A 21,713-nucleotide genomic window follows, 5' to 3' on the forward strand; every position below is an offset into this window, starting at 1 on the left:
AATCTATTCGATTTTCTTTCTATTCAGATATAGCGGCAACCGTGCAAAACATATCTCCTTTTGCTTTCAATTCCAACTCTTTCACAAAATCAATCGCTTCATGAATACTTTGGAATGCATCAGACACCAAAAACGGATGTTTATAGTCGAAACCACCACAGCTTTTCGACGGATATACGGAAACATTCCAATCATATCTGCCAGTCGCCTTTTCGGCTTCGAACCCTTCAAGAGTGAACAACCAGTGCGTAAATTTTTCAATATGCTCTTTTTCTGATGTGTTCTCAACTACACACAATCGATCCGCCTCACCAATTAGTACGAGAGACCGCTGATAAAACTCATTAAAGTTAGGGATTTCCCTCATGAGCATCACTCCTTATAAAATTAGAACCTGTACCAATAAAATTACATAAGGTTTATACCAGTATATGTAGGTGTACCAGATAAGATATTTTTTTTTTTGAATTTTCTCGAAAAATAAATACCGCTTGAAATCAATCAAGCGGCTACGTTCATATGAAAGGTGTCTCGAATGAATGTCTAGCTTTAGTACCCAGGTGCTTCACCTTTTCCGGCAATTATTCATCCTCAAATAATTTTTCCCCACGGTGGAGGCGCATCGCAATCCGTGCTGTGTGTGGAAGTTCGCGAGCAGTGGGAGCATGACCAGCCAGATACCGGGTTGCAGCAAGAATCAATGTCTCCTGTGCTCGATTTCCAAGTTCAGAGTGCTCTTTTTCCCAATGATCGTGTTCAGCCATCGCTGCTTCATACATTTGGAACGAATGAAACTCGGCATCCTCCCTAAGTAAAGCGTGACCCAGCGTATTAAACAGATCTCTTTTATCACCGCCGCGCGCAAGATAGTTCACGACCCATCTTGCAGATTCTGCGACTTGCTGTTGTTGGTTCATCATAATCAACAATTCAGAAGGATCCTTTGGTTCAGCTTCTACATCAACAGGCTCTGGTCTTCGTGCAGAAGGTGTATTTAGAAACCGATCCAAATAGACACTCATCGCACCATGGAAGACGGCCCGAGTTAATTCGGGTGTTGTCGATCGACGTAATGACTCGTGGACGGCATGTGCATGGGTAAACGTGTGAAGGACAGTAATCCAATCACTGAAATCATTCTGCACATGAAAACGGGCAATCCTTTCTGCAGCTGCCAATGCTACGAGCTGTGCTAATCGAGCAGGGGAGATACCGGTTTTAAGTGCTTCCAACATCGAATCGACAGTTATCAGCACATCATCCGATAAAATTTGCTCAACTAATGCGGCTTCATCCAATTCGACGGTTCCTTCAGAAGAGGCAGATGAAAGAATTTCGGGTAGTTTCTCAAACGCTGCCATCAATGGGTTGACCAAGTTCACCGGTGATTGCCAGCTATGGGATTCCTCACTACGCGATATATCACCAATGCCAGGCAGTAATGAAGATAAAACAAAAGGACGGTGCTCAATACCGATCTGATCAATTATCTCAAATGCTTTATTATGAAAATCGAGTGAATGACCTGTGTTTACATAAAAGTGATCCGTAATCGCTGTCATCATCATATTTGCAAGCTGCTCGTTCGAGAAATCGGATTCAACTGCGGTTAACAATACTCGCTCTGCACCCTGTGAATCACGAACCTCTACACAATGGCGATACCATTCAGATAATTGCTCGAATGATTGTGCTTTCATTTCATCGGTGTTAGGAGGAAGTGCCCCTAGTAAAAATCGTGTACCCATCCCTGAACTTTCTCTGGCAACATGAACGAGTCCTTGGAACAACGCTAAAATTTGACCGGTTTTATCTAATTTAGGAAGTACATTCGTCATTGCAGATAGGATAGTCAAACCCGAACGCCAGCCGCTTTGACGATGGGTCGTTCCGAATTCAACACCGATCTTTGCGATTTCAGCCACAGGAAAACCAGCCTCTATTAATCCTACAACAGCTTTGGCGATTACAAGACTTAAACTTTGCTCAAGACCTTCCCGTAAACGTCGCGTTAGTTTTTCGACTGTAACCTTATTGTAAGGGACGGGATAAACCCAAACCTCACCTTCATTAATGTCAACAGGGTAGGTAGGGACGTCATCTGCCCACGGATCCAATGTTCCACCGCTTTTCACATCAAAACGAGCATGATGCCAGTGGCACGTCAGGATTCCATCACATAAACTCCCGGTGTGCAGAGGGAAACCCATATGCGGGCAACGATTATCGACAGCATAGACCTGATTTTCATGTACAAATACTGCAATTGCATGACTACCGCCTTTAATAACCTTGGCACCCTCATCTTTCAGGGCATCAAGTGAACCTACGTAAACCATCTCAGTCAAAATTATCACTCTCCCAACAATATTTTCCCCATAATAGAAGGGGAGTATCAATTAAAATTCTATATTATTGAAAAGAATAGAGAATCCTTCATTCGTAGAATCTTTTCTCATCCAAAAGTCTGATATCCCATTTTATCAGTCGGGGATGGATACGAAAGGTGAGTGTTTTTATTGTGAATTAACAACTATCCTGTAATGAAAAAGACACCGCGCAAAGGAGTCTTTTATCTATATTTGTTGGTCACAGTGATCATGACGATATTCCGGTCTCAACGATTTCAACATTGACTTTTACATCAATTTGAGCATTTGGATATTGCTGTTTCCATTTTTTATTATCAAAATTCCTGATCCGGCTTTTCAGCACGTTACCAAGGCCTAGTGGGTCGACATTGTATTCTTGGAACTCCTTGACCATTAATGAGCACTGTTCTTTATAAAATTGTTCAAAAGCTTTTTCCATTTTTTTAACTACTTTCGGACCTTGTTGTTTTTTTAATGACGATACTTCATTTATAATTCCTGTCAAGTGAATATCAATGAGAAATTTAGGAGTCTGGTGATTACCTTTTACATGATACTTGACCGTTGATCCGATATTCTCCATTACAACATGGCGATCCTTAAACTCAATATCCTGAATTCCTTGTGAAAAGTTTTCATTCATTATCTTAAAATTGAAGCTCTTCGAATAGGGGATGGTATATACTAAACGTCCTTTTTTGAAAAAAGCAATGCCTGTTATCTTGGCATGATCCTTCGCGGTTTTCATTATTGGAAGGAATCCATCCATCCCTTCTGCATAGTAGGCATATAAATATTCATGGAGATTCGTCGTTGGGAAATTACTTTCATTATTATGCTTTATAATTCCTGTCAAATATTTGGCAGTCGTTTCAGTTTGCGAGTACCTTTTCTGAAGGAACTGCTCCGTACTTCCATCAACAATTACAAGAAAGATATTCCTCCCGATCCTTGCATCTCGACCTAGGTTATCAATCACATCAGCCAGATCTTTCCGCGCTAACTCTTCGCTATACATGGACACTGATAATTTTCCAATTACTAATGGTTTGGAGGATTTAGATTGTAATCTTGCATGAACTTCTCTAACTGTATTTGCAGAAGCTGTCAACTTTTTCTCCTGCATCGTTCCACCAGTTTCCTGCCTACCAAACTGGGGAATTGAAACAGTTCCCTTTATTTTGTCTTCCTCAACATAATCATAGCCCGCGGCTGAAATCATTGCCGCATCTTCCACACTATAATTAGGTACACAACTTGTCAGCATTATGAGAGAGCCAAAAAACATTATTATCCTGACCACTTTTGTTCTCATCTGCGATTCCTCACTTTAGTTACGATTTTTAACAAAAGAAAAAGCACGGGTATATAAAGAAGAACATATAAACCGACTTTGCCGGTAAGATTGTTCAATTGATCAATTGTTTCACGATCCTTGATCAAACAAGTTGCAATATATACAAGGATAAAGTAAAACCATAAAACCTTCCGCTGTTTAAATTGGAACACTCGCTTTATTATTCTAGTAGCTGCCCATAATGTTATACATACATTTGGTATCATAACGTATACCCACATTGCTATTCCTACATATTCAAAACGCTCAACGAAAGGGAATTCAACGATTTTCCAAAGAGAGATCGTTGCCCAGATGACATGGCGAAGCTGTTCCTCACTGTAATAAATAAATGCGACTATTGCAGTTCCCATATAAAATAACGTAGTGTAAAACATACCGAAATGTGCCCATTTTTTTGATGATTGAGGGTTTTTAAGAAACGGATAGTACACGAACAATAATTCGATCCCCAAAAAACTCAACGTAGCAGTCTTCGTACCTTTTAAAATTTCAGGTACGCTATGATTGATGACCGGGAAAAGGTTTTCAACACGAGCTAGCTGTATCGGAAAGAAGTCCAACAGGAGTAAAGGAAGTCCTAAGATGACGCTGAACATACAAACTCCCACTACAATCCTGAAACCACCAGAAACTAAATAATGAATCAAAAGCATGAAGATGAAGGTAAATACCCATACGTTCAGTCTAGGGAAAATCCATACTTGAATAACCTCAATATAAGTACGTAGAATGACCACACATATGAATAGGAAGTAGAGGCTGAATATAATATTTAGAAAGTTCCCCAAATATTTCCCTGCGACATAAGTATGAACAGAAACTATGTCACCGCCGCTTTCCTGTAGAATCTGATAAATCATCCATAGTAAAATATGCATGATCAATCCACCGACTAAAATCGATATCCAACCATCATATCCAGCGTCACGGGCAATGTATCGCTGGAACCCAAGTACCCCAATGCCGATCAGCATTGCAGTGATTGTAAAAAAGGCCATTGTTGGTGGGACCATATGATTTTCAGGGACATAGGCAGATTCCGTTGTTGTGCCACGATTTTTATTCATCTATATCCCTCTTTTCATTGGCACGCTTCGGATTAAAACGGACAGAATCAATGGGTCGGGTTTGCATCGGACGTTTAGATTGTTTATTGAATGGTAGCCGTACAAAGGCATCCTTCAGATCACGGATACGAAGAGGGTACAATGGTGCAAAGACGGGTCTACCCAGTGAACTTAACTTTGTCAGATGACCGATAAAAAAAGCCATACACATTGAAATACCGATCAACCCCCACATTTGTGCTCCCATTAAAAATGGAAAACGGATCAACCGAATTGTATTACCGATTTGATAGACTGGTGTTGTAAAAGAGGCTAAAGCAGCCAAAGCAACGATGATAAGTAATACGTTACTTGTCAAACCTGCATCAACGGCAGCCGTCCCGATTACGATACCACCAACAATACCGATTGTCTGACCGACTTTTGAGGGTAATCGTGCACCAGCTTCACGAAGTAATTCAATGGTCAACTCTAGTATGATTACTTCAAGTACTGGGGGAAAAGGAATGTCCGCTCTTGAGGTTATGATTGTTGACATCAAGTCCTCAGGGATCATTTCATGGTGATACGTCAAAATTGCAACATACAACGGTGTTGTCAATACGGAAAAGATAACCGCAAATAATCGGACAAGACGTAATGATGACGCCAAGTGCCAAGTTAAATAATAGTCGTCGGAAGCTGAAAAGAATTCAACAATCGTAGTTGGACAGGTAAGCGCATGTGGTGATCCATCCACAAGAATGCCAATTTTCCCTTCAACGAGCACTCCTGTTACACGATCTGGTCGTTCTGTATCCAACAACTGCGGAAATGGAGAATTCGAGTTATCCGCGATCATTTGTGTAATGAACGAACTGTCTATGATTTGGTCATATTCGATATCATTTATTCTTTGTACAACTGTATTTACGTTTTCCAAATTTGCTATGCCATCGATGTAAAAAACGGCTACCCTAGTTTTAGTGATTTTACCTACTACAAGTTCTCGAACAGTCAATTCAGGCAGTGGTAAACGCTTACGGATCAGGTTTAAATTCGTGTCTAACGACTCAACAAAAGCTTCCTTCGGCCCGACAACACTAAATTCCACCTCAGGAATAGATACTTTACGAGTTTCAACTGTAGTGGCTGGAATGAGAAGCACCTCTTGAGCTGTTTCCTTGAGCTGAATCATGATAGAGCCATTCATGACTTTTTTTCGAATTTCCTCTAAATCCGTAGTTATTAAAATATTTTCGACAGGAATCTCTTCTTTCATCTCTTCTAGTGTTTTCAATGAATTGTTTTTAAGCACTGGAAGAACAGATTGATGAAGAAACTTTGGTTGTGTCATCGTTTTTATATAAGAAATTACACAATTTGTTGAGCCCGTCAGACTGAAACTCAAATAGTCCTTGGATTGTGTAAGTGTTAAGATCAATGAATCGACTGACTCCACTTGTTTCATGCTTTTTTGTCTTGTTCTAATATTGTTTTGGCTCTTTTTCAACCTTCTCCACATATGTAAAGTCCCCTTACTCAAACACACTGATGCTTTCATTTTTCACAGTGGAGTTATATATTATACCTGCTCTGGAAATGATATAGAGACTGAAAAGGAGGGAGGATCATCATATGTTCTATGTTCTCGGATACGCAAGCCCGCTGTTGTTAATATTATTTTTTTTCCTGGCTGCGTTTTTTTTGATGACTGATGCAGCTAAACTAATATTATTTATCTATCTGTTATGGATCATAGCTCTTCCGTTCGTTTTGTTATATAAAGAGGAAGTAATCGACTATAGAAAAAGAACCGATTCACATGAAAATGAGCGATCTATACATACTGGAAAGAAGAAGGTGCAACGGTGGTAGGTAAGCTGATGATAATTGGCGGGCATGAAGATAAAAAAGGGGAAAAGCAAATCCTTAAAGCATTTGCTATGCTATGTGACTTTAAAAAGATCGGTATTTTGACTACTGCGAGCAATGTTCCAGATGAGGTGTTTGCAGATTATAAAAACGTGTTTGAAACGATTGGTGTTCAAGAAGTTATCCATTTCAAAATTGAATCAAAAAACGATACCGACCACTATATACACCATTTAGATCAAATTAGTGGTTTGTTTATATCTGGAGGTGATCAACGTCAACTTGCCGATATTTTACTAGAAAGTACAATTCTTGAATTAATTAAAGAGAAGCGGAAAACCGGCTTAATGATCGGAGGAACAAGTGCGGGAGCAACAATTATGGGGAAGAAAATGATTCTCGAATCAAAAGAAGAAAATGACCAAGTTAATGAGTTGACCATAGGTGATGGTTTTGGTTTTGTCGAGAACCTGATTATTGATCAACACTTTTCACAAAGGGGAAGGTTTGGACGACTGGTTTATGAAGTAGGATTAACAGCAGAAATGATTGGAATCGGCATTGACGAAAACACAGCGATCATTTGTGATGAAAATCAATTAAGTGTAGTGGGAAGTAATGTCGTTGCAATTATGGATGGTCGTGATCTCGATTTTATTGTCAAGAAAGACGAACAAAATGAAATGACGATATCAGGAATAAAACTTCACTTACTATCAAGTGCGTACAAATACTCCTTAAGTACTGGAAAAGTAACAGAAGAGAAAATATGAATTAAGTTTTGTTCGACACAAGCTTAGCCGCATTGATACCTGATGCGACTGCTCCTTCCATTGTTGCAAAATAAGGTTGTCGAGTGTAATCCCCCGCTAGAATGAGACCCTTTACAGATGTTTTCTGATCAGGTCGGTATTGCTCGTTACCAGGGGCTAAACTATAAAAATCATTAGGGTGATCAATTTTCCGGTAGTCAAGGACCTGATCCATATTTATGTCGATGTTCAGTCGGTGTAAATCATGAAGAACATACTCCAATGTTTGTTCAGCTGACATTTCGATAAACTTTTCGGGTGGTGTCAAGATTATCGACAAACGTCCTTTTGAACCCTGGAAGGTTGTTCTTGATTGTTCACTGAAACTGCCAAGACATGTGTTCGGACCAAAGGTAGTGATATCCTTTGGCAGGACTGGTGAAGTTAGTTCGATCTGAAAGGTTGAAGCATCCATCATTTTTAAATTTTTGAGCTTTCCGAACCACCCCTCATTTGCAAAGTCATTTTCCAATACAGTTTTTGCGATATCTACCGAAGTTGCCCAAACTACATCATCAGTATGGATCTCTTCCCCTTTGGAGGTTTTAATACCCAGAACCCGATCCTTTGAGGCAGATAACAATAATGATTGAACCGGTTCACCCAAATAAATCTCTCCACCTAATTGCTTTATTCGATCTGCAATCGGGTTACACATCACTTCAGACATTCCTCCGAGAAAGGCACCGATACGCATTTTATAAAACTTCGGGATTCCTGGGGCAAAGAGACCGAAAAACACATAGGCCGAATACCGTTGTGGCGGCAAGAAGAATATCCCCGCAGAAAGAGGTATAAGCAAGTGATTGATAGCATCTTCACTGACATCATAGAGGTGAGCGTACTGTTTAACACTGACGAGATCTAGTTTTGATGGGTTCAGTAGATAGTCCTTAAACCCATATATAAAGAAAGAAAGGAGCGATAGCTTATCTTTTAACGTCAGGGACGGATGGTTTGCAATAATCCCCCGCACCATCTTTAACGGACCGAATAAAGGTGAAACCCCCATAACAACCGATTTTTCTTGATCGGGAACACGTATTTCTACTTGCTCTTCCCAAGTAACAATCTTATTCAAATCAATTCCTGCCTTATGTAGCATTTTTGGCATCTTAGAATAATAGCCTATATAACGATGGAATCCAGATTCAACATGCATACCATATTCATTCCACGAAGCTGTCCTTCCACCGATATAATCTTTTGCTTCTAAAAGTGCAACATGTTTCCCTTCATAAGTCAGTTCTAACGCACAGGTCAGTCCAGCAAGGCCGCCTCCGACCACAATACAATCGTAATGTTTCAATGTTGACCACACCCTTCAGCAGTATAGCTGTATTATTTACGCATTGAGTGCATATGATTACTATTTTTCATAAAAATTGTGTTAGGTAAATGCCTAGTACAGATAAGGAGGAAGACGATGAAGTTTATTCCAGTAGTAAGACCTTATTTGACCACGAGGAGTATATTACCTGAAAATCAAGAAACACCTATTTCATTTACTGAAGGTGAACTGATAAGTGACCTTCTTTTTTACAGACGGAATCACTTTGCTTACCCGAATTTCATATCAAACTTTTATTCGATACCGATAAGCGGAGCAGTAGGATTGCCTAAAAGCTTTACCCTGCAAGAAATCTTGACTTTACCAGCAAAGACGATCAAGGTCGTTCTGGAATGTGCCGGTAATAAAAGAGCGTTCTTTGACCCAAAGGTGTTTGGCGAACAGTGGGAAAAAGGAGCAATCAGCCAAGGATATTGGAAAGGAGTGCCGTTAAGGAGTTTATTTCAGCATACTGGATTAAGGGAAAGCGCTACGGAAGTTGTCTTTGAGGGATACGATTTTGGAAAAAGGAAAGATTCCAATTCAATTCATAATTTTGTACGTAGCCTGCCGATTGGGAAAGCTCTACATCCCGACACTATAATCGCTTATGAATACAACGGAAAACCAATTCCATTTAAACATGGCTATCCGTTCAGGCTGATTGTGCCAGAGTGGTATGCGATGGCATCGGTAAAATGGATCAAACAACTAATTGTAATCAAAAACAAATTCACGGGACCCTTTCAATCAGTCGATTATGTTTACTATCCTGATAAAGAGAAGGATGATGGAAAATTCCCTGTGACAACGATGAATGTAAACTCTACAATACAAAAGCCATTGGATATGGAAATTTTAGATACTGGTTCTTATGAAGTAAAAGGCATCGCTTGGACAGGTAAAGGGATGATCGCGAAGGTAGAAATAAGCATGGACGGTGGGGAGAATTGGAACACCTGTGACTTTCGGGCTAATTCTTCCGACAAGTATGGTTGGGTCTCGTGGAATTATCATTGGAGCATACATCAGAAGGGTGAATATACGATCATGGTACGAGCGACTGATTCAGAAAATCGAATGCAACCGGAGACACCGCTATGGAATAGAAAAGGCTATGGGTATAACGCGATGGATCGAATTAAAGTAAAAGTAGAGTAATAAGGACTGGCCAGTTTAAGTATCGGCCAGTCCATTTTTATTTGTATTATTGTTGTTGTTGGGGGGCTGTCAATTCTGATTTGACCTGCTGGATCTGAGTAGGGTTTGCTTGGGCTGCTGGCTTATAGTAGCCCTTTTGTGTTGCAGCTTGATAAAGTGAAAATTGCCGTTGTTCGTCTTCATTTCTAATTTGTTGTAAGGCTTGGCGCAACTGGGGGTTTTCTGTTTCAGCAATGATCTTTCCGTAATTCCCAATGCTCCCATTCAATGCAGCTAAGTAATCATTTACCATATCTTTTTCATTCATAATGGAACCTCCTTCGCTTATCCTAAAAATGTCATTAGTTGTTGTTTATGAGCTTTAGCGTCTTGGGCATCCTTTTGCAGCATCTGCTTCAACTGTGGATCTGTACATTGTTGGGCATATGCTTCTAGCTTATTTGCAGTCGTTTCATGTCCTCCAATCAGGTGACGAAGGTTTTGCAATTCTAATTCACTTAATGGCATGTTCAAATCTCCCTTCTGATTTAATTACATATATCATTATTGATTTAATCCGAAGTTTTATGCGTAAAAAAATTTTCCTTACTATTCGTATTTTTGTTGTCTTTATTATGGAAGATAGTATTGGATGAACTGGTCTGAACCCATTTGGAGGTAAAAATGATAAGGATTCTAGCAGAAACAACTGAAGGAACTTGCCTTAAGGATATTAGGCTTGATCATCTAGAACAACACGATATCAAATCTTTATGGCTTGACCTGAATCAACCGAATGAAGAAGAAGTGAACGTATTGGCGGATTACTTTCATTTTCATCCACTTGCTATTGAGGATTGTCTTCATGCTTTACAGAGACCAAAATTAGAATATTATGACCAACACAACTTTTTAGTCATGCATGCCATTGATCCTGAAACACTTGAAGCCAAGGAAATCAATGCATTCATTGGAGAGAACTTTATTGTCACTTTTCATTTTTCAGATTTAATAGAAGTTGAGCAAGCATGGGAGAAATTCAATACGTCGACTAGCACCTTGTTAAAACCTATGGACGTATTACAACAATTGATGGATAAATTAGTAGACGCATATTTCCCCATTCTTTATCATTTGGAGGATCGATTAGGTAAAATCGAGACTGACACGTACGAAAAGAGTATGGAGGTCATGATTAACGAGGTATTTGATATTCGCGGGAATTTACTGAAACTGCGTCAATCAATCGTACCTATGCGGGACCTGTTATACCGTGTCCTAGAATCACGCCGGTTCTTAATGGAGGATGATAAGGAGGAGCGTGCATATTTTCAAAATGTGTACGATCATTTACTGAAATTATCTAATATGATTCAATCAAATCGTGAAATTTCCTCCGATTACAGAGACAGTTATATTTCACTTAACTCCTATCGGATGAACAACATTATTAAGACATTAACAGTAATCACAACGATTTTTATGCCATTAACCTTTATTGCAGGTATTTATGGCATGAATTTTGAATATATGCCAGAGCTTCGGTGGAAGTATGGATATTTTCTTGTTCTCGGCTTAATGTTCGGAATAGGTATCGGGATGTACATCAGCTTCCGTAAAAGAGGGTGGTTTAAGAAAGACTGAAGAAAACAATTGTATATTAATTTTGAAAAAAATGTTTGAAAGGGCTTACATTAGATGTTAATATTTTAGTTAACGTAAACGTTTACTTAAAAAAGAAAGGAAATATTCATGGTAACTATTAAAGACGTTGCACGAAAAGCCAACGTTTCTACAGCAACCGTATCAAGAATACTCAACAATCAACCAGGATTTTCAGAAAAGACAAAGATAAGAGTTCTGGAGATTATCGACGAGCTTTCGTACAAGCCGAATGCGGTCGCCCGTAGCTTGATCAGCCGAAACACACAAACAATTGGGGTTTTGTTCCCGAACGTTTCCAGTATGCTTTCATCAGAGATCCTACACGGGATAGAGGATGTTGCGCACAATCATGATTCGAGTGTGATTGTCTGTCATACAGCCTCGGATGGAATACGAACAAACAAATATTTAAAGCTGCTACATGAAAAGAGAGTAGACGGATTAATATTTGTAAGTGAAACGTTAAAAGAGGATTACTATGAGACCATACAGCACATGAATATCCCACTGGTACTCGTTTCAACGATGTCTTACCAGCATGATGTACCATACGTAAAAGTAGATGATCGTCACGCGGCATTCACTGGTACTAAATTCTTAATTAACAAAGGGCATCAAAGGGTTGGAATGATTAGCGGTCCTATCCGAGATCCAATTGCGGGTACACCACGTATCGCAGGCTTTCAAGACGCATTAATTCAGCATAATTTCTCTGTGAGCCAATCGGACATCGTACACGAAAATGGATTTTCATTTCAAAATGGGAAGAATGCAATCCCAAAGCTATTAAAACAAGCACCTGATCTGACCGCGATTTTTGCTGCAAGTGATGAAATGGCAATCGGTGCGATATCAGCGTTGAATCAATTGGGAAAGAGAGTACCTGAGGATGTTTCCATCATCGGTTACGATAATCTCCAAACCTCTGAGATGACGATTCCGCCACTTACGACTGTAGCACAACCGTTTTCTGAAATGGGAGCGAATGCATCTGAAATGATTTTTGATATGTTGGATAACGGAACTCATCAAACGCAAAACCGGATCATGAGACATGAGATAATTGAACGTGAAAGTGTGCGTTCTATCTAATTTTTTACGCGTTTACGTAAACGTTTACTAAAAAGGGGAAGGAATGAAAAATGATGTTTAAACGATCTAAAAAAGTATTGATGACTTCTTTACTTACCTTAACAGGAGCAATTGTTCTTACAGGCTGCTCTGGAGATGATGATTCAATCGAGATTTTCTCCAACAAATCTGAAAGTGTCGAAACGTACAAGGCTATTATTAAGGATTTTGAAGAAAAGTACCCTGAAATCAACGTCGAGCTTAATGCACCACCTGAAGCAGAAACCGTTTTGAAAACACGAATGACGAAGGATGATATGCCTGAAATCATGTCCATCGGTGGTAACGCAACGTACGGTGATCTTGCTCGTGCTGGCGTACTTCACGATTTCTCTGAATCCAAACTGGTCGATAAGATTCAACCAGCTTACGTTAAGATGGTTGGTGACCTTGTTGGGGAAGAAAAGGATGGAGTATACGGTCTTCCTTATGCGACCAACGCAAATGCTGTTATTTATAACAAAGACATTATGAACGAACTTGGACTCGAAGTACCAAAAACTTGGGACGAGTTCATCAATACACTTGAAGTAGCAAAAGAAAACGATGTGACACCAATCTACTTCACGTTGAAGGATGCATGGACAGGTATGATCGCTTGGAACTCGATCGCAGCAAACGTAGCTGGTGAAGAGTTCGCGAAACAGAAAAACGCTGGACAAACAACATTCCAGGAAAGCTATGATAAAGTAGCAGACAAGATGTTAAAGCTTCTTAACTACGGTCATGAGGATAACTTTGGACTTGGTTATGGAGATGGAAACAAAGCATTCGCAAATGGTAAAAGTCTTTATTACTTGCAAGGAAACTGGGCAATTCCCGAAATCAAAAAAATCAACTCTGACATCAACCTTGGCGTATTTGCCATGCCTGTCTTAAATGACCCAGCGAAAAACGAACTCGTATCTGGTGTCGATGTACTATTGACCGTTTCAAAAGAAGCGGCTGAAAATAAAGATGTGATGAAGTTCTTCGAATTTATGATGAATGAAGAGCGTGCACAAAAATACATTGATGAACAAAAAGCATTTTCTGCTGTGAAAGGTGTTTATCAAGAAGATCCTGTATTTGAAGGTATCAAATCAAACTTCGAAGAAGGTAAATTGACAAGCTTCCCTGATCACTATTATCCATCTGGTATGCAAGCAGCAAATCTAATTCAAGAATTTTTAATCAATAAAAACAAAGAAGATTTCTTGAAGAATATGGATGAAGAGTGGGATAAAGTCCTGAATCGATAAAGAAAACTTGGTCCCTAATGGGATCTAAAGGTATGACCAAGGCCTCCCTAGAGGCCTCTAGCCAAGCCTTTGTGCAGGCTGAACCATAGTTACGCTTATACTAGAGGCTTAAACTTTTCCACGACGTCTATAGACTAGTTGTTGAAAATTTATTCATTTCTTGCTTGTAAGGGTAGCGGGGCATCATATCGGTGCCCTCTCTCTTTTTTTATTGTAAAGTGAGCTTCAAAAAGGAAGAGGAAAAGAGCCCTCATAAAGGAAGTTCGATTAAACCTATCACGTCCTGTAATAACGTCGAACTGACTCACATCGGGTGAACCTCCGGACTTTTTGAACAACCTCTGAAAGGAGAATTGGCTATGAAGAAAGAACGTGCATACATCTGGATGGCAGTACCTGCACTCATCATTTTCTTTGTTTTTCATACGTACCCTGCTTTACAGGGAATTTTCTACAGTTTTACCGATTGGAAAGGATACGGAGACTGGAACTTTGTCGGGTTCAAAAATTATTTGAATGTCTTTCAGGATGATCGTGCTGGTAGCGCCTACCTATTTACATTCAAGTTTGCGATCGTATCTACCATTCTCGTAAATATTTTCAGTCTGTTTATTGCTGTAGGGCTTAACACTAAAATCAAGTTTCAAAAAACTCTCCGTGCTGTCTACTTTTTACCCAATATTCTAAGCATCCTGATCGTAGGTTATATTTTCAATTTTATTTTTGCTCATTTTCTACCTCAAATAGCGGATTCATTAGGAATTACAGCACTTTCGAAAAACATTCTTGGGAATCCAGATCTGGCATGGATCGGGATTGTCATTGTCGCAGTTTGGCAGGCTGTAGCTTTTAATACTATTCTTTATTTAGCTGGTCTTGCTACGATTTCAGAGGATTTGTACGAAGCAGCGAGTATTGACGGAGCAGGGGCATGGAAGAAGTTTTGGAAGATTACTTTCCCTATGATCGCACCATTTTTCACGATCAATATGGTACTTGCGATGAAAAACTTCCTGATGGTATTTGACCATATTATCGCGTTAACCGGGGGAGGGCCGGGACAGGCGACTGAATCAATATCACTTTTAATCTATCGAGGCGGTTTCCAAGGTGGCGAATTCGCTTACCAATCAGCAAACGCCGTCATTTATTTCATTGTCATTCTGGTTGTCTCTGTGGTGCAAATTAAAATATTGCAACGAAGAGAGGTGCAAGCATAATGTTCGGCAAACGAATCAATTGGCCGGTAACGGTTCTTCTAATGCTAGGTTCTCTACTGATTTTGTTTCCATTGTATTTAACGATTACGATTGCATTGAAAACACCGAAAGAATTGGCAAATAGTCTCTGGGCTTTACCGAAAGAATGGAAATGGCAAAACTTTTTAGATGCGATTGAATTGACAAACTTCTTTAGTGCATTGACGAACAGTTTAATCATTACCGTTTCAGTAGTTATTTTGACGTTGTTAACCAATTCACTTGTTGCATACGCAATCGCACGTAACATGCACAAGCGATTCTATAAATTCTTATTCTATTATTTTGTGAGTGCAATGTTCATTCCATTTCCAATCATTATGCTGCCGATTGTTAAACAGACAAGCAATTGGGGGATGGATAACCTAACAGGATTGATTTTCTTGTACATTGTATATGGACTAGCGTTCAATGTGTTCATATACGTGGGTTATATCAAATCGATTCCATTAGAGCTTGAAGACGCTGCGATTATTGATGGTGCTACTCGATGGCAGGTTTTCTGGCGTGTCATTTTCCCACTGTTGATGCCAATGAACGCAACAGTTGGAATTTTAACAACGTTATGGGCTTGGAACGACTTTATGCTGCCATTAATCATTTTAAGTGATCCGGACCTTGCGACATTGCCTTTAGTGCAATACATTTTCCAATCACAGTTCAGCACAGACTATAACCTTGCTTTTGCGTCATATTTGATGGCACTAGCACCGATGGTCATCGTTTATATATTTGCTCAAAAATGGATCATCAGCGGAGTTATGAAAGGTTCATTAAAATAGAAACACATCGAGAGGAGAGAAGACTTATGAACCGTACATGGTGGAAAGAAAGTGTCATTTATCAGATCTACCCACGCAGTTTCAATGACAGCAATAATGACGGTATAGGCGATATACCAGGTATTATAGAAAAGCTCGATTACTTGAAAAATCTTGGGGTGGATGTAATCTGGTTATCTCCGGTATACGAATCTCCGAACGATGATAACGGTTATGACATCAGCGACTATCAAAAAATAATGGATGATTTCGGTACGATGGAAGATTGGGAAAGAATGCTGGAAGAGATCCATAAGCGAGATATGAAGTTGATCATGGATCTTGTCGTCAACCATACATCTGACGAGCATCATTGGTTTTCTGAAGCTCGCAAATCAGAAGATAATCCATACCGAGATTACTATATTTGGCGCTCCGGGAAGGATGGGAAGGAGCCAAACAACTGGGAAGCAGCATTCAGCGGACCAGCTTGGCATTACAATGAGGCGACAGACGATTATTACCTCCACTTGTTTTCAAAAAAACAGCCAGATTTGAATTGGGAGAACCCAGAGCTTCGATCAGAAGTTTACAAGATGATTCGCTGGTGGCTCGATAAAGGCATTGATGGGTTCCGTATGGACGTCATTAATTTCATCTCTAAAGATCCGAACTATCCAGATGCCGACCTTATTGAAGGAAAGCGTTATGCATCCGGTGCTCAATATTTTATGAACGGACCGAAAATACATGACTATTTACAAGAAATGAATAAGGAAGTTCTTTCGGATTTTGATATTATGACAGTCGGGGAAATGCCAGGTATCACCCCTGAACAAGGAGCCCTTTATACAGGGGAAGAGCGGAACGAACTGAACATGGTGTTTCACTTTGAGCATATGGATCTAGACTCAGGTCCTGGTGGGAAGTGGGATGTCCAGCCGTGGTCACTCGTTGAAATGAAAAAGATCTTCAGTGGATGGCTGCAAAAGCTCGAAGGGAAAGGTTGGAACAGTCTATATTGGAACAATCACGACCAGCCAAGAATCGTATCCCGCTTCGGAAACGATTCACCTGAATACAGAGAAATTTCAGCTAAAATGCTTGCTACAACACTTCATATGATGCAAGGAACCCCTTATATATATCAGGGTGAGGAGCTTGGGATGACGAATATACAGTTCCCAACAATAAACGATTACCGCGATATTGAAACACTCAATATGTACCATGAGAAAATTGAGGATGGTGCGGACCTTGAGGATATTATGTCATCTATATACGTTAAGTCGAGGGACAACGCTCGAACTCCAATGCAGTGGGACAACAGTGAAAATGCAGGCTTCACACAAGGAACACCATGGATTCAAGTAAATCCGAATTACAAGGAAATTAATGCAGAACAGAACATCAATGATCCTCGTTCGGTTTATAACTACTATAAAAAATTGATCCAGCTACGCAAAGAAAATGACATTATCATCTATGGTTCATACGTGCCATTGCTTGAGGACGATGAAAATATCTATGCATTTATTCGAGAATTAGATGGAGAAAAGCTGTTGGTTATCAGCAATTTTAGAAAAGAAATAATACACTTCGAAATACCTGACGGGTTGAAGGACTCTAATCACATTGAAATCCTGATCAGCAATTACGATTGCGACAACGAACTTCTAGACTTCAAACTTAGACCATACGAATCACGTGTGTACAAAATCCATTGAACTATTTTAGGAGCTGGGGATTAGGTCAGCTCCTTATTTTTTATTCCCTTCATTGACTATATTACTTATCTTGCGCTTAAAAGTTATGATAAAAAAGTATTTCTGTTGATTTTTATAAGACCTAAGGTATTGACTGATCAGCATTAATGAATCCGTGGCCATAAACGTTCATGTCTTGTCCATCCTGTCGGTCTGCACCTTCTATAAGCATCGTTTTTATTTGGTCTGGGGTTGCATCAGGGTTGTTCTCTAGCATTAACGCTACAACACCAGCACAAATCGGGGTTGCCATTGATGTACCAGATAGTACGAAGTAGTCTCCATTAACGCGGTTCGATTTTTGCAGTTTATCAAGGTAAGAATTTGGTGATCGTAGAGACACAATATTGACGCCAGGGGCTAAAAGATCTGGTTTTTGCAACCCATAAATAGTTGGACCTCGGCTTGAAAAGCTGGCAACGTCATCATCAGACTTGTCCAATGTATTAAAATCATCAGAAGCACCGACAGTGATGACGCGATCACTTAAACCCGGACTTGCTATCGTCTGTTGGTTCGGACCGCTGTTTCCTGCCGCCACACAAACGACAATCCCGTTTTCCCATGCCTTTTCTACACTCTTTACCATGGGATCCTTGTTCTCGTTATCATACTTTTGTGCTTCTGAGCCTAATGACATACTGATGACATTGATTTTCTTCTCAGGGTTATCTAAGTTGTATCGGATGCACCAATCTACGCCTTGCATGATTGATTCGAGAGTACCGGCGCCCATTTTGTTCAATACCTTTACACCAATTAAATCGGCGTTCGGAGCTGGTCCTTTAAAATTCCCACCGGATGCTTCACCATTACCTGCAACATCTCCTGCACAGTGTGTCCCATGTCCATTATCATCATATGGAACTGTTTTTTGATTCACAAAATCTACAAAATCAACAATCCGCCCCTCTAAATCTTGATGAGGGTAAATACCAGTATCAATAACTGCAACCGTAATATCCTTTCCTGTCAACTCTTTGTTGTCTCTGACAATGTTTTGTGCATTTGCTGAAGGAACCGCAACATCAAGAAGTGCCTTTACTTCACGATTTAAGTAAACCTTTTTAATATGAGGGCAAGAGGCAAGCATCTTTCCTAAAAATGCGGGGGTAACATCCATACTGCAACATGAAACGAACGAAAACGTATTTTTCATATTACAGCGAGGGTGAGAGACTGCTAGTTGATATAGCTCTTGGCAGCCTTGTCCATATCCTTCTTCATCAAACTCGACTATGACGGAAACCTTCTTTAAATTTTTGAACACTTTCTCAGCTGTCGAATGGAATAAGCACGGTATCCACGTGAACGGTTTATATAAATGAAGCATTTGTTCTCGCAATGGATGATCGAGCTTATGCGCATAGGTTCTTACTGTCTGAATCATTGAATATCCAAACATTTTTTTCACCTCTATGAATTTGTCAACTTCCCTATTAGATTATGAAAGTCTGACAAAAAGGGTGGCGGTGTTTGTCCAAACAGGCGTGTATTTTGTGATTCCCTAGTTTTTCACTATTATCAATTGGATTATTTAAATTACTCATGATTTGATGGTGCCTACATAGTAGATTTAGTGTATAATCCTATTTAGTGTGAAAATTTTATAAAAGTAGATTGGTGTCTTCTTCAATGAAGACTTAAAAGGGAAGTTGGTGTAATTCCAACGCGGTCCCGCCACTGTAATTGGGAGTAAGCTGCAAACAGACCACTGTACGAACCGTACGGGAAGGTGCAGCAATCTATGACCAAGAGCCAGGAGACCTGCCAAATCTAACAACACTAACAAACCTACGAGGATAGGGAGGTGTGTCAAAGATTCGGTTGTTTACTCGTATTACCCGAATGGATCTTAACGGCATCTTCATTCTTTATGGAGATGCCTTTTTGTTGTTCGGAATTATGACTAAAGAAAGCATTCTTTACACATTCAACAATTCAGGAGGATTTTAACGTGAAAAAATTATTGTCATTCGTATTGTTATTTTTATTAACGGTTGGTCTTATTGCGGGTTGCGGGAATAATGAAACACCTACAAGTGAAAACAATGCAAGTGAGGTGCCTAAAGAGCACCAAGAGGAGAGCGCTTTTCCTGTCACTGTAACCGATGCTCTTGATAATCAGGTTGTCATTGAAGAAAAGCCCGAAAGAATCGTGTCGCTTATACCTAGCAATACAGAAATTGCTTTTAAATTAGGGCTAGGTGATGAAGTCGTAGGTGTATCCGATTTTGATAACTATCCAGCTGCAGTAGCAGAGAAAGATAAAATCGGCGGAATGGACTTCAATGTCGAAAAAATTATTTCTTTAAAACCTGATTTAGTGCTAGCACATGGATCAAGTGCGCATAATTCCACTGAGGGTTTTCAGTTATTACGTGATTCAGGGATAACCGTTCTCGTCGTAAACAATGCACAGAACTTTGAACAGGTCTATGACTCTATCAAAATGATCGGAAAAGCGACTGGCACTCAAGCAAAAGCCGATCAAGTCATCAAAGGTATGAAAGATAAGATTGATTCGATTAAATCCAAAGCTTCAGAAATAAAAGACACAAAGACCGTTTTTATTGAAGTATCACCTGCACCGGAAATTTATACGCCTGGGAAAAACACATTCATGCACGAAATGTTAACGATCATCAATGCTAAAAACGTTGCGGGTAACCTGAATGGCTGGTCCAAAATCAACCAAGAGGCTATCATTGAAAAGAATCCGGACGTAATCATCACCACTTACGGTTATTACACAGAAAAAGCAACCGAAATGGTATTAAAAAGAGATGGATGGCAACAACTTACAGCCGTTCAAAATGAACAAGTATACGATGTCCACTCAGACCTAGTTACCCGTTCTGGTCCTAGGCTTGCTGAAGGAGTAGAGGACCTTGCAAAAGCAGTTTACCCTGAAGTTTTTGGCGAAAAGTAAATTACTAGCCTATGTATCTGCTTGCCTCTTTCTAGTCATTTCCATGCTGGTAGGTATCTCAGTTGGAACGGTTTCGATACCTGTAATGAGTATAATCAAAATCATTGGTCATGAAATTTTCCCTTTTATATCGATTGAACAAATTGAGCCGATGTACAAAAACATTGTAATGAATATTCGGTTTCCTAGAGTATTATTAGCTGGACTTGTCGGTGCTGCACTTGCGATTGCAGGAGCAGCCTTTCAAGGTCTTTTACGTAATCCGCTTGCAGATCCGTATACACTAGGGGTATCATCAGGAGCTTCGGTTGGTGCCGTATTGACACTTTTTTTCCATCTTACAATTCCTGTGATCGGATCATTTACGTTACCTTTATTAAGTATTCTATTTTCATTCATAACCATATTTCTAGTAATCAGCTTTGCACGAAAAATTGAACGGTCTATGAAAGTGGAAACCATCATTTTGACAGGAATTATATTCAGTTCTTTTCTGGGAGCCTTGATTTCACTGATGATTGCTTTGACTGGGGACGAATTGAGACAAATCATCGGATGGCTTCTAGGCTCTGTATCAATGCGCGGTTGGGAATATGTCAAGATCATCCTCCCGTTTTTTATTCTTGGTTCAGGGATACTGCTTCTTAATGTCAATGAACTGAATGCGATGTCATTCGGAGAAGATCGAGCACACCATCTCGGTGTCAATGTTCAACGCCGAAAGATGATCGTATTGACAGCCGGGTCTATTTTAACAGGTGCTGCAGTTGCTGTATCCGGTACGATCGGTTTTGTCGGCCTCGTTATTCCTCACTTGACGAGGCTAATGTGGGGACCGGATCACAAACATTTATTACCGTTGTCGATTCTGACTGGAAGTGGGTTCTTAATACTAGCAGACCTAGTCGCGAGAACCGTGATATCACCGACTGAACTGCCCATAGGTGTGATCACAGCCTTAATTGGTGCACCTGTGTTTGGATTGATATTGATTAAAGTACGATCGGAAAGAAGTGGTTGATA

Annotated in this window: 21 protein-coding genes and 1 riboswitch; of the genes, 12 read left to right on the forward strand and 9 right to left on the reverse strand. The window is 39.8% G+C overall.

Translation table 11 applies throughout. The features are described from left to right. Nucleotides 1–19: 19 nt before the first annotated feature. From MOJ78_RS11370 to MOJ78_RS11390, 5 genes are all read right to left on the reverse strand, one after another. On the reverse strand, nt 20–367 hold the full coding sequence (locus tag MOJ78_RS11370; RefSeq protein WP_304977461.1) for a hypothetical protein: 348 nt from the start codon (nt 365–367) through the stop codon (nt 20–22). Nucleotides 368–581: 214 nt separating this feature from the next. Continuing rightward, a complete protein-coding gene (locus MOJ78_RS11375; RefSeq protein ID WP_370529814.1) occupies nt 582–2,339 on the reverse strand; it encodes a Rieske (2Fe-2S) protein in 1,758 nt (585 codons plus the stop codon). A 259-nt stretch (nt 2,340–2,598) separates the two neighbouring features. After that, on the reverse strand, nt 2,599–3,687 hold the full coding sequence (locus tag MOJ78_RS11380; RefSeq protein ID WP_304977463.1) for a Ger(x)C family spore germination protein: 1,089 nt from the start codon (nt 3,685–3,687) through the stop codon (nt 2,599–2,601). Beyond that, entirely contained in the window at nt 3,684–4,799 is a 1,116-nt protein-coding gene (locus tag MOJ78_RS11385) for a GerAB/ArcD/ProY family transporter (protein WP_304977464.1), read from the reverse strand. Before MOJ78_RS11385 ends, MOJ78_RS11380 begins: the two co-directional genes overlap by 4 nt. Further along, on the reverse strand, nt 4,792–6,303 hold the full coding sequence (locus tag MOJ78_RS11390; protein ID WP_304977465.1) for a spore germination protein: 1,512 nt from the start codon (nt 6,301–6,303) through the stop codon (nt 4,792–4,794). The genes MOJ78_RS11385 and MOJ78_RS11390 overlap by 8 nt, the downstream gene beginning before the upstream one ends. Before the next feature lie 113 nt (nt 6,304–6,416). Here MOJ78_RS11390 and MOJ78_RS11395 point away from each other — a divergent pair, with 113 nt between their 5' ends. Together MOJ78_RS11395 and MOJ78_RS11400 are read left to right on the forward strand one after the other, a co-directional pair. Continuing rightward, a complete protein-coding gene (locus MOJ78_RS11395; RefSeq protein ID WP_304977466.1) occupies nt 6,417–6,656 on the forward strand; it encodes a hypothetical protein in 240 nt (79 codons plus the stop codon). Continuing rightward, on the forward strand, nt 6,650–7,426 hold the full coding sequence (locus MOJ78_RS11400; protein WP_304977467.1) for a cyanophycinase: 777 nt from the start codon (nt 6,650–6,652) through the stop codon (nt 7,424–7,426). Before MOJ78_RS11395 ends, MOJ78_RS11400 begins: the two co-directional genes overlap by 7 nt. A gap of 1 nt (nt 7,427) precedes the next feature. Here the strand turns inward: MOJ78_RS11400 and MOJ78_RS11405 are convergent, their stop codons facing one another. Next, the gene (locus tag MOJ78_RS11405) at nt 7,428–8,774 is read right to left on the reverse strand and encodes a hydroxysqualene dehydroxylase (RefSeq protein ID WP_304977468.1); all 1,347 of its coding nucleotides are present in this window, start codon (nt 8,772–8,774) and stop codon (nt 7,428–7,430) included. A 117-nt stretch (nt 8,775–8,891) separates the two neighbouring features. Between MOJ78_RS11405 and MOJ78_RS11410 the strand changes: the two genes are divergently transcribed. Beyond that, nucleotides 8,892–9,956, forward strand: coding sequence for a sulfite oxidase (locus MOJ78_RS11410; protein ID WP_304977469.1), 1,065 nt, complete (start codon nt 8,892–8,894; stop codon nt 9,954–9,956). 46 nt (nt 9,957–10,002) lie between these two features. Here the strand turns inward: MOJ78_RS11410 and MOJ78_RS11415 are convergent, their stop codons facing one another. Further along, complete coding sequence (locus tag MOJ78_RS11415; RefSeq protein ID WP_304977470.1) at nt 10,003–10,263, reverse strand: spore coat protein; 261 nt, start codon at nt 10,261–10,263, stop codon at nt 10,003–10,005. Between the two features lie 17 nt (nt 10,264–10,280). After that, entirely contained in the window at nt 10,281–10,463 is a 183-nt protein-coding gene (locus tag MOJ78_RS11420) for a hypothetical protein (RefSeq protein ID WP_304977471.1), read from the reverse strand. A 156-nt stretch (nt 10,464–10,619) separates the two neighbouring features. Between MOJ78_RS11420 and corA the strand changes: the two genes are divergently transcribed. From corA to MOJ78_RS11450, 6 genes are all read left to right on the forward strand, one after another. Then, nucleotides 10,620–11,579, forward strand: coding sequence for a magnesium/cobalt transporter CorA (corA, locus tag MOJ78_RS11425; protein ID WP_304977472.1), 960 nt, complete (start codon nt 10,620–10,622; stop codon nt 11,577–11,579). Nucleotides 11,580–11,687: 108 nt separating this feature from the next. Next, nucleotides 11,688–12,692: a LacI family DNA-binding transcriptional regulator gene (locus MOJ78_RS11430; protein WP_304977473.1), complete on the forward strand. Its 1,005-nt coding sequence runs from the start codon at nt 11,688–11,690 to the stop codon at nt 12,690–12,692. Between the two features lie 50 nt (nt 12,693–12,742). Next, complete coding sequence (locus MOJ78_RS11435) at nt 12,743–13,972, forward strand: ABC transporter substrate-binding protein (RefSeq protein WP_304977474.1); 1,230 nt, start codon at nt 12,743–12,745, stop codon at nt 13,970–13,972. Between the two features lie 359 nt (nt 13,973–14,331). Continuing rightward, nucleotides 14,332–15,192, forward strand: a complete 861-nt coding sequence (locus MOJ78_RS11440) for a carbohydrate ABC transporter permease (protein WP_304977475.1) — start codon at nt 14,332–14,334, stop codon at nt 15,190–15,192. Beyond that, nucleotides 15,192–16,013: a carbohydrate ABC transporter permease gene (locus MOJ78_RS11445; protein WP_304977476.1), complete on the forward strand. Its 822-nt coding sequence runs from the start codon at nt 15,192–15,194 to the stop codon at nt 16,011–16,013. Before MOJ78_RS11440 ends, MOJ78_RS11445 begins: the two co-directional genes overlap by 1 nt. A 26-nt stretch (nt 16,014–16,039) precedes the next feature. After that, nucleotides 16,040–17,719 carry a glycoside hydrolase family 13 protein gene (locus MOJ78_RS11450; protein ID WP_304977477.1) on the forward strand — a complete coding sequence of 560 codons (1,680 nt, stop codon included), beginning with the start codon at nt 16,040–16,042 and terminating at the stop codon, nt 17,717–17,719. Between the two features lie 121 nt (nt 17,720–17,840). Here MOJ78_RS11450 and MOJ78_RS11455 read toward each other — a convergent pair whose 3' ends face one another. Beyond that, complete coding sequence (locus MOJ78_RS11455) at nt 17,841–19,163, reverse strand: S8 family peptidase (RefSeq protein ID WP_304977478.1); 1,323 nt, start codon at nt 19,161–19,163, stop codon at nt 17,841–17,843. Between the two features lie 199 nt (nt 19,164–19,362). After that, nucleotides 19,363–19,548, forward strand: a riboswitch (cobalamin riboswitch). Between the two features lie 22 nt (nt 19,549–19,570). Between MOJ78_RS11455 and MOJ78_RS11460 the strand changes: the two genes are divergently transcribed. From MOJ78_RS11460 to MOJ78_RS11470, 3 genes are read left to right on the forward strand one after another with little or no spacing between them, the layout of a single operon-like run. Further along, a complete protein-coding gene (locus tag MOJ78_RS11460) occupies nt 19,571–19,714 on the forward strand; it encodes a hypothetical protein (RefSeq protein WP_304977479.1) in 144 nt (47 codons plus the stop codon). A 1-nt stretch (nt 19,715) separates the two neighbouring features. After that, entirely contained in the window at nt 19,716–20,690 is a 975-nt protein-coding gene (locus tag MOJ78_RS11465) for an ABC transporter substrate-binding protein (RefSeq protein WP_304977480.1), read from the forward strand. Then, entirely contained in the window at nt 20,650–21,711 is a 1,062-nt protein-coding gene (locus MOJ78_RS11470) for a FecCD family ABC transporter permease (protein ID WP_304977481.1), read from the forward strand. Before MOJ78_RS11465 ends, MOJ78_RS11470 begins: the two co-directional genes overlap by 41 nt. The last annotated feature ends 2 nt before the right edge of the window (nt 21,712–21,713 follow it).

The sequence above is a fragment of the Alkalihalobacillus sp. AL-G genome, assembly GCF_030643805.1.
In the GTDB taxonomy this organism is placed as follows: Bacteria; Bacillota; Bacilli; order Bacillales; family Fictibacillaceae; genus Pseudalkalibacillus.

Coding starts and splice junctions, on each gene's coding strand:
- MOJ78_RS11370 (WP_304977461.1), bottom strand. CDS start 367: ATGAGGGAAATCCCTAACTTTAATGAGTTTTATCAGCGGTCTCTCGTA.
- MOJ78_RS11375 (WP_370529814.1), bottom strand. CDS start 2,339: ATGGTTTACGTAGGTTCACTTGATGCCCTGAAAGATGAGGGTGCCAAG.
- MOJ78_RS11380 (WP_304977463.1), bottom strand. CDS start 3,687: ATGAGAACAAAAGTGGTCAGGATAATAATGTTTTTTGGCTCTCTCATA.
- MOJ78_RS11385 (WP_304977464.1), bottom strand. CDS start 4,799: ATGAATAAAAATCGTGGCACAACAACGGAATCTGCCTATGTCCCTGAA.
- MOJ78_RS11390 (WP_304977465.1), bottom strand. CDS start 6,303: ATGTGGAGAAGGTTGAAAAAGAGCCAAAACAATATTAGAACAAGACAA.
- MOJ78_RS11395 (WP_304977466.1), top strand. CDS start 6,417: ATGTTCTATGTTCTCGGATACGCAAGCCCGCTGTTGTTAATATTATTT.
- MOJ78_RS11410 (WP_304977469.1), top strand. CDS start 8,892: ATGAAGTTTATTCCAGTAGTAAGACCTTATTTGACCACGAGGAGTATA.
- MOJ78_RS11415 (WP_304977470.1), bottom strand. CDS start 10,263: ATGAATGAAAAAGATATGGTAAATGATTACTTAGCTGCATTGAATGGG.
- MOJ78_RS11420 (WP_304977471.1), bottom strand. CDS start 10,463: ATGCCATTAAGTGAATTAGAATTGCAAAACCTTCGTCACCTGATTGGA.
- corA (WP_304977472.1), top strand. CDS start 10,620: ATGATAAGGATTCTAGCAGAAACAACTGAAGGAACTTGCCTTAAGGAT.
- MOJ78_RS11430 (WP_304977473.1), top strand. CDS start 11,688: ATGGTAACTATTAAAGACGTTGCACGAAAAGCCAACGTTTCTACAGCA.
- MOJ78_RS11435 (WP_304977474.1), top strand. CDS start 12,743: ATGATGTTTAAACGATCTAAAAAAGTATTGATGACTTCTTTACTTACC.
- MOJ78_RS11440 (WP_304977475.1), top strand. CDS start 14,332: ATGAAGAAAGAACGTGCATACATCTGGATGGCAGTACCTGCACTCATC.
- MOJ78_RS11445 (WP_304977476.1), top strand. CDS start 15,192: ATGTTCGGCAAACGAATCAATTGGCCGGTAACGGTTCTTCTAATGCTA.
- MOJ78_RS11450 (WP_304977477.1), top strand. CDS start 16,040: ATGAACCGTACATGGTGGAAAGAAAGTGTCATTTATCAGATCTACCCA.
- MOJ78_RS11455 (WP_304977478.1), bottom strand. CDS start 19,163: ATGTTTGGATATTCAATGATTCAGACAGTAAGAACCTATGCGCATAAG.